Raw genomic sequence first — 6,872 nt, 5'->3', positions numbered from 1 at the left:
AGATACTGGAGGTAGAGTAACGCAGGAGCTTGTTACCGAGGATCACTATTCGCTTCAATCATCTGCCTTGCCTACAGCACTTTGAACTCCCGCTGAAAGATCACATATTTAATAGGATTGGTATTAACTACCAAAAACAGTCTATTTACACACGATTATTTTTAATAAATTGTTAAATTATTTTAGAAAATACATTAATAAAGCTTCATCTATTACAGTTCCTGAGGTGTTTAGTGTGTTTTAGCGCATTTTGAGCAAAATAAAGTCTGATTTTCCGTTGGTACATTATTCACAAGCGTGTTGGTACTCGGTATAGTAAGCCAACTTTTATAACCTAAAAATTGTTGTTCAGATTATGTTTGTTTGGCCTATTTCTGTTTATTACGAAGATACCGATGCCGGTGGTGTTGTGTACCATTCGAATTACTTAAATTTTTTTGAACGAGCCCGTAGTCAATGGTTAAAATCATTTGGTGTTCGCCAGGCGGAACTGTTGATTAATGATATTGCTTTTGTTGTCAAACATGCCCAGTTAGACTTTAAAAAAGCAGCAAAATTTGAACAAGATTTAGTGGTTGAATCAAAAGTTGTCGAATTAAAAAAAGTGTCGTTGGTATTTCACCAGCGCTTAGTAGATCATCAAGGTGATTGCTATTGTGAAGCGACAATCGTTGTCGCGTGTATATCTTTATCACGTATGCGTCCCCGTGCTATTCCCCTAAATATTGTTCAGGAGTTTGACAGTGCACGCTGAAATTTCATTTATTGGTTTGTTTTTAGAAGCCAGTGTGTTGGTAAAGTTAGTCATGCTGACTTTACTGACATTATCGATTGCCTCTTGGGCAGTGATATTGCAACGCAACAAATTATTAAGCTCGGCTAGGGTTAAGTCATTACGTTTTGAAGATACCTTTTGGTCTGGTGTTGATTTAAACCGCCTTTACAAAGAATTGACCGCTCGTGGTAGTGCAATTTCTGGCTTAGAAGCGATGTTTGTCGCTGGTTTTAAAGAATATACTCGTTTGAGTAAGGTTAACAGTAAAGCCCCTGAAGCTGTGATGGACGGAACGACTCGAGCAATGCGAGTCAGTTTGTCGCGTGAAATGGAAAAGCTAGAAAACCATTTGCCGTTGTTAGCAACTATCGGCTCTACGAGTCCATATATTGGGTTATTTGGTACAGTTTGGGGGATTATGAACTCCTTCATTGCTTTAGGTGCAGTCGAAAATGCCACGTTAGCGATGGTGGCCCCAGGTATTGCTGAGGCCTTAATTGCTACTGCAATGGGTTTATTTGCTGCTATTCCAGCCGTTATTGGTTATAACCGTTTTACAACGCAAGTTGATAAAATTGAAATGACTTACGCCAACTTTATGGAAGAATTCTCCAATATTTTACAACGTCAAGCATATAGCGAGAAGGAAGCTGTTTAATGTATCAGCGTAAACGACGTCGTCCTGTTGCTGAAATCAACGTGGTACCTTATATCGATGTTATGTTGGTGTTGTTGATCATTTTTATGGTGACAGCGCCTATTGTATCGCAAGGGGTTAAAGTTGAATTGCCTCAAGGTAATGCTGAATCGTTACCGCCAGATAGTAAACCTCCTATTGTGGCATCCATCGATGCTGCAGGAGAGTATTTTTTAAATGTTGGCAGTAGCTCTAATGTTAATGCGATGGATTTAGAGCAAATTTCTACAGAAGTGGGAGCATTAATTCAGCTTGAACCATTAAGGCCTGTCGTTGTAAAAGCTGACCGTACTATTCCTTATGAAAGCGTTATTCAATTAATGATTAGTTTGCAACGTGCGGGTGTACCAGCCGTAGGGCTAATGACAGATTCACCCAAGGAGAAATAGGTGGCTGGGAAATCAGATTTAACCATACCGGTCTCTATTTCAGCTGGTATTCATATTGGATTTATTGTCATTCTGGCCTTAGGGATTAGTTTTGATGATAAACCTAAACACATGCAAACGGCTGCGGCAAGTGCGCCAGCGGTACAAGCTATTGTGATTGATCAACAGAAAGTGAATGACAGAGTTGAGCAATTAAAGAAGCAAAAGCAAGAAGCGCTGCAACAAGAAAAAAATCGGCAGGCAGAACTCGAGCGTAAAGCCTTAGAAGCAAAACGTGAGCGTGAGCGCGAACAAGAAAAGATTAAAACATTGGAGATCCAGCGCAAACAGAAAGAAGTTGAAACTCAAAAAGCGAATGATGCTGCTAAAGCCGCTCAGATTAAGCAGCAACAAGAGAAAGAACGTGCTTTAAAAGCTGAAGAAGTTCGTAAGCAAAAAGAGCAAGAACAAAAAGCCTCTGAAGAAGCTGCGAAGCAAGCAGCGGAAAAACGTAAGCAAGAAGAAGCTGCGGCTAAAAAAGCACAAGAAGAGCGCCAACGTGCTGAAGATGAGCGTAAACGCAAAGAAGATGCTGAACGTAAGCGTAAAGCGGAAGCAGATGCTAAAGCTCGTCAAGAGCGTGAAATGGCAGAAGCAATGGCAGCAGAGCAAGATTCACTTTCTAAAACGCGTAATAAACAAGTTTTATCCGAGGTAGAGAAATATACGGCGATGATACGTGCCACTATTCAACGTAACCTAGTGGTTGATGAATCTATGAGAGGTAAGAGTTGCCGAGTGTTTATTCGCCTAGCGCCAGACGGATTTGTCACAAGCAGCCAAACATTGGATGGTGATCAAGTTGTTTGTCGCGCAGCCAAAGCATCGATAAATAAAGCTGGTCGTTTGCCTGTATCACCAGAGCCAGCTGTTTATCAGCAATTAAAAGAAATTAATTTAACCGTTTCACCGGAATTTAATTAATATTAACCGTATTTATGATGGAATTGAGTTAAAGGAGTCGCATGAAGAATTTGGCTAAATGGTTAACACTGGTATTTATAGTGTTAACAACACCCGCTCGCGCAGCGTTAGATATTGTGATTACAGAAGGGGTTGATGTTGCAAGACCAATCGCAGTCGTGCCCTTTGTATGGCAAGGACAAGGTCCAGCTCCTGCGTCAATTTCGGATGTGGTCGCATCCGACTTGGCTCGTAGTGGTACATTTAAGTCACTTGATGTGCGTGCATTGCCACAGTCAACTATTTCATCAGTCAATGAGTTTACGGCTCAAACGTGGACTAATGTAGAAGCTGAAGCCGTTGTTGTTGGCACGGTTAAGCCATATGGTGCGGACCAATATTTAGTCAGCTTTGAGTTGATTGATTTGGTTAAGGCTCAGTTTCAAGCGGGGAAAGGACCACAGAATAACAATGAGTTATTGCTTGAAAGTCGTGAAACCGTGATCAGTGCAAATCAATTTAGACAATATGGTCACCGTATTAGTGATATTGTTTATGAAAAGCTTACTGGTATTCGTGGGGCTTTTTTAACTCGCATAGCATATGTTGTTGTAAAGCAAGGCCAAAAAGCACCTTACCATCTTATGATTGCAGATTATGATGGTTATAATGAACAAATGTTATTACGTTCACCAGAACCTTTGATGTCACCGACTTGGTCTCCTGATGGGCGTCGTTTAGCTTATGTCAGTTTTGAAAATAGAAAAGCCGAAATTTTTGTTCAAGATATTTACAGCCAAACACGCACTCTTGTGAGTAGTTTTGATGGGATTAATGGCGCACCTGCATTTTCTCCAGACGGAAAAAAATTAGCGGTGACACTGTCAAAAGATGGCCAACCAGAGATTTATGTTGTCGATATCGCGACAAAAGCTAGTCGACGGATCACGGATCATTACGCAATAGATACTGAACCATCATGGTTCCCTGACGGTAAATCAATTTTGTTTACCTCGGAACGTGGCGGGAAACCACAGTTATATCGCGTAAATTTAGATACAAATAAAGTCTCTCGTATGACTTTTGAAGGAGAATGGAACCTAGGCGGTTCAATTACCCCAGACGGTCGTAGTATGATTTTTGTAAACCGTACTAATGGTAAATTCCATATTGCTCGAATGGATCTTGCAACACGCTTTATGCAGGTGCTTTCATCAACTCAACTTGATGAATCTCCAAGTGTTGCCCCTAATGGCACTATGGTAATTTATGGTACAACCCATCAAGGTAAACAAGTATTAGCTGCTGTTTCTATGGACGGCAGATTTAAAGCAAGATTGCCTGTCGGCCAGGGCGAGGTGAAGTCACCAGCATGGTCTCCGTTTCTCTAAATAGATATTGATAAGGATTTAAAATGGATCTGAATAAGTTGTTTAAAGCTATGTTGGTTGCAGTTCCGCTTATGGCACTGAGTGCCTGTAGCTCAACTTCAGACTCTGAAACTGACGCTAACAGTTCTATGAGTGGTACTGGTAGTGATTATGGTGCAGGTGGAGTTGAAACCGGTGGTGTAGCTCCTGTACTAAGCCCTGCAGAACAACAGCGTTTAAAAGAGCAAGAATTACGTCGTCAAAACATCATTTATTTTGATTTTGACCGTAGTGAAGTGCAAAGTGAAAACGCTGAAATAATCCAGGCTCATGGAAACTATTTAGTTGAGCATCCAAATGTTCGTGTGTTGATTGAAGGTCATGCTGATGAACGTGGTACTCCAGAATACAATATCGCATTAGGTGAGCGTCGTGCTAAAGCGATAGCAAAATATTTACAAGGTATGGGTGTACAACCAAGTCAAATGAGCATAGTCAGCTATGGTGAAGAGAAACCGTTGGATTATTCTCGCACTGATAATGGTTTTGCTAAAAACCGTCGCGGTGTATTAGTTTACTAAGTGTTAAAAATGCCAGGCCAACCGTTATCGGTTGGCCTTTTTTAGGAGATAAAAATGAAGCAAGCCATATTAGTTGCGGCAATGTTCTTTACCACGGCAACGGCTATTGCTGCTCCTGCGCCAGTTGAAGATGTTGTGGCTGGTTCAAATGATGACAGAGTCTCAAGGTTAGAGCGCATCATCAAAGCAAAGCAACAAGGCGACTTTGACATGCAACGTCGTATGGATGCACTGCAAAATGAAGTATTAGACCTACGAGGCATTACTGAGCAACAAAATTATCAAATGAATCAAATGTTACAGCGCCAACGCCAGTTGTACGAGGAAATTGCTAATCTTACTGCTAAGTCATCGACGCCCGTCGCTACGGTTCAAACGGATGCGACATCGGTTGCTGCAGCGAGTTCGACATTAGATGAAACTGGCAGTTATGAAGCTGCCGTTAATTTAGTACTTAAAGATAGAAAATACGATGAAGCAATACCTGCTTTTCGTCACTTTATTGCCACGTACCCAGATTCGAATTACGCAGCTAACGCAAACTATTGGTTAGGTCAATTATTATATAATAAGAGTGAATACAACGACGCTAAACAAGCTTTTAGTACTGTTGTGAGCAAATTTGCTGATTCGAATAAACGTGGTGATAGTTTAGTTAAATTAGGTATGATTGCGGAAAAAGAAAATGATGCGGCAGGGGCAAGAGCGCTCTATAACAAAGTGTTGAAAGAATATGCTGATAGTGCCTCTGCACGTCTTGCACAGCAGCAACTCTCTGCATTGAAAGGCTAATTAAGACAAAAAACAGCCTCTTAGTCTGTTTTTCATGCAAACAACAAGAAATTATAAATTTGCGCTTGCATGAGAAATTGAAAAAGGTATTATAGGCGCCCTCAGAACGGCATAGCTTTCTACGGCATAGCTTTCTGGGGAGGCTTTAAATATTAATCTCGTTAAGATAGTTACTACTTAATTTGAGATTGTCGTTTAAAATCTTAAATGGTTCTTTAGCTCAGTGGGTCTTGAAATAGAGACTGTTGGCTTTTGCTTCATTAAGAGCGTGTATATCGCAACACCAAGATGGGTCGTTAGCTCAGTTGGTAGAGCAGTTGGCTTTTAACCAATTGGTCGAAGGTTCGAATCCTTCACGACCCACCACTTTTTAAATGGTGGTTAAACAATTTAAATGCAGCATCAAGATGGTCGTTAGCTCAGTGGGTCTTGAAATAGAGACAGTTGGCTTTTGCTTCATTAAGAATGTGTATATCGCAACACCAAGATGGGTCGTTAGCTCAGTTGGTAGAGCAGTTGGCTTTTAACCAATTGGTCGAAGGTTCGAATCCTTCACGACCCACCACTTTTAAAATGGTGATTAAACAATTTAAATACAGCATCAAGATGGTCGTTAGCTCAGTGGGTCTTGAAATAGAGACAGTTGGCTTTTGCTTCATTAAGAATATGTATATCGCAACACCAAGATGGGTCGTTAGCTCAGTTGGTAGAGCAGTTGGCTTTTAACCAATTGGTCGAAGGTTCGAATCCTTCACGACCCACCACTTTTTAAATGGTGGCAAACAATTTAAACGTTATAAAATGGGGTTTTCACTCCAGTAAGAATATAAATTTCTGCAACACCAAAATGGGTCGTTAGCTCAGTGGGTCTTGAAATAGAGACAGTTGGCTTTTGCTTCATTAAGAATATACATCGCAACACCAAGATGGGTCGTTAGCTCAGTTGGTAGAGCAGTTGGCTTTTAACCAATTGGTCGAAGGTTCGAATCCTTCACGACCCACCACCTTTACTACTCTGTTGTTATTCAAGTTTATTTGCTTAATGCCGCTTGCTTTATTCTGCTTTGTGCCAGTTTCATAAATCATACATTCGATTAAAGGTATTTAGGTTTTCAGTTTGAGGCATATTGTTGAAAGAATGGTTGCTCCCTTGTAATACCAATCCCATTAAATATCTGGTCAGTTCAGAGTCTCTCAGATTTTTCAATTCAAGGCACATTGATGTAGAAATGGTTGTTGCCTTTTAAATCGATGTAACACAGAAGTGGAATACCTGAGAGACTCCATTCTGGCGGGTTTCAAAGTCCTTTATGCTTCGTTAGATGC

General features: G+C 40.7%; 7 protein-coding genes and 4 tRNA genes. All 11 read left to right on the top strand.

Annotation, left to right across the window (positions count from 1 at the left end; all coding sequences use genetic code 11):
• Positions 1–352: 352 nt before the first annotated feature.
• The 11 genes from ybgC (at position 353) to ACWXWT_RS19410 (ending at position 6,550) form a co-directional block, all read left to right on the top strand.
• The gene (gene ybgC, locus ACWXWT_RS19460; RefSeq protein ID WP_456043225.1) at positions 353–754 is read left to right on the top strand and encodes a tol-pal system-associated acyl-CoA thioesterase; all 402 of its coding nucleotides are present in this window, start codon (positions 353–355) and stop codon (positions 752–754) included.
• On the top strand, positions 744–1,433 hold the full coding sequence (tolQ, locus tag ACWXWT_RS19455; RefSeq protein WP_456043224.1) for a protein TolQ: 690 nt from the start codon (positions 744–746) through the stop codon (positions 1,431–1,433). Before ybgC ends, tolQ begins: the two co-directional genes overlap by 11 nt.
• Positions 1,433–1,861, top strand: coding sequence for a protein TolR (gene tolR / locus ACWXWT_RS19450; RefSeq protein ID WP_456043223.1), 429 nt, complete (start codon positions 1,433–1,435; stop codon positions 1,859–1,861). Before tolQ ends, tolR begins: the two co-directional genes overlap by 1 nt.
• A complete protein-coding gene (gene tolA, locus ACWXWT_RS19445) occupies positions 1,862–2,824 on the top strand; it encodes a cell envelope integrity protein TolA (RefSeq protein ID WP_456043222.1) in 963 nt (320 codons plus the stop codon).
• A 41-nt stretch (positions 2,825–2,865) separates the two neighbouring features.
• Positions 2,866–4,194 carry a Tol-Pal system beta propeller repeat protein TolB gene (gene tolB, locus ACWXWT_RS19440; RefSeq protein ID WP_456043221.1) on the top strand — a complete coding sequence of 443 codons (1,329 nt, stop codon included), beginning with the start codon at positions 2,866–2,868 and terminating at the stop codon, positions 4,192–4,194.
• A gap of 23 nt (positions 4,195–4,217) precedes the next feature.
• Complete coding sequence (pal, locus tag ACWXWT_RS19435) at positions 4,218–4,754, top strand: peptidoglycan-associated lipoprotein Pal (RefSeq protein ID WP_456043220.1); 537 nt, start codon at positions 4,218–4,220, stop codon at positions 4,752–4,754.
• Between the two features lie 54 nt (positions 4,755–4,808).
• Entirely contained in the window at positions 4,809–5,546 is a 738-nt protein-coding gene (gene ybgF, locus ACWXWT_RS19430; RefSeq protein ID WP_456043219.1) for a tol-pal system protein YbgF, read from the top strand.
• 290 nt (positions 5,547–5,836) lie between these two features.
• A tRNA-Lys gene (locus ACWXWT_RS19425) sits at positions 5,837–5,912 on the top strand.
• A gap of 123 nt (positions 5,913–6,035) precedes the next feature.
• Positions 6,036–6,111, top strand: a tRNA-Lys gene (locus tag ACWXWT_RS19420).
• Positions 6,112–6,234: 123 nt separating this feature from the next.
• Positions 6,235–6,310 (top strand) — tRNA-Lys (locus ACWXWT_RS19415).
• A gap of 164 nt (positions 6,311–6,474) precedes the next feature.
• A tRNA-Lys gene (locus ACWXWT_RS19410) sits at positions 6,475–6,550 on the top strand.
• The last annotated feature ends 322 nt before the right edge of the window (positions 6,551–6,872 follow it).

Source organism: Shewanella sp. A22 (genome assembly GCF_053850585.1).
This window is presented reverse-complemented; position numbering and strand designations above follow the sequence as displayed.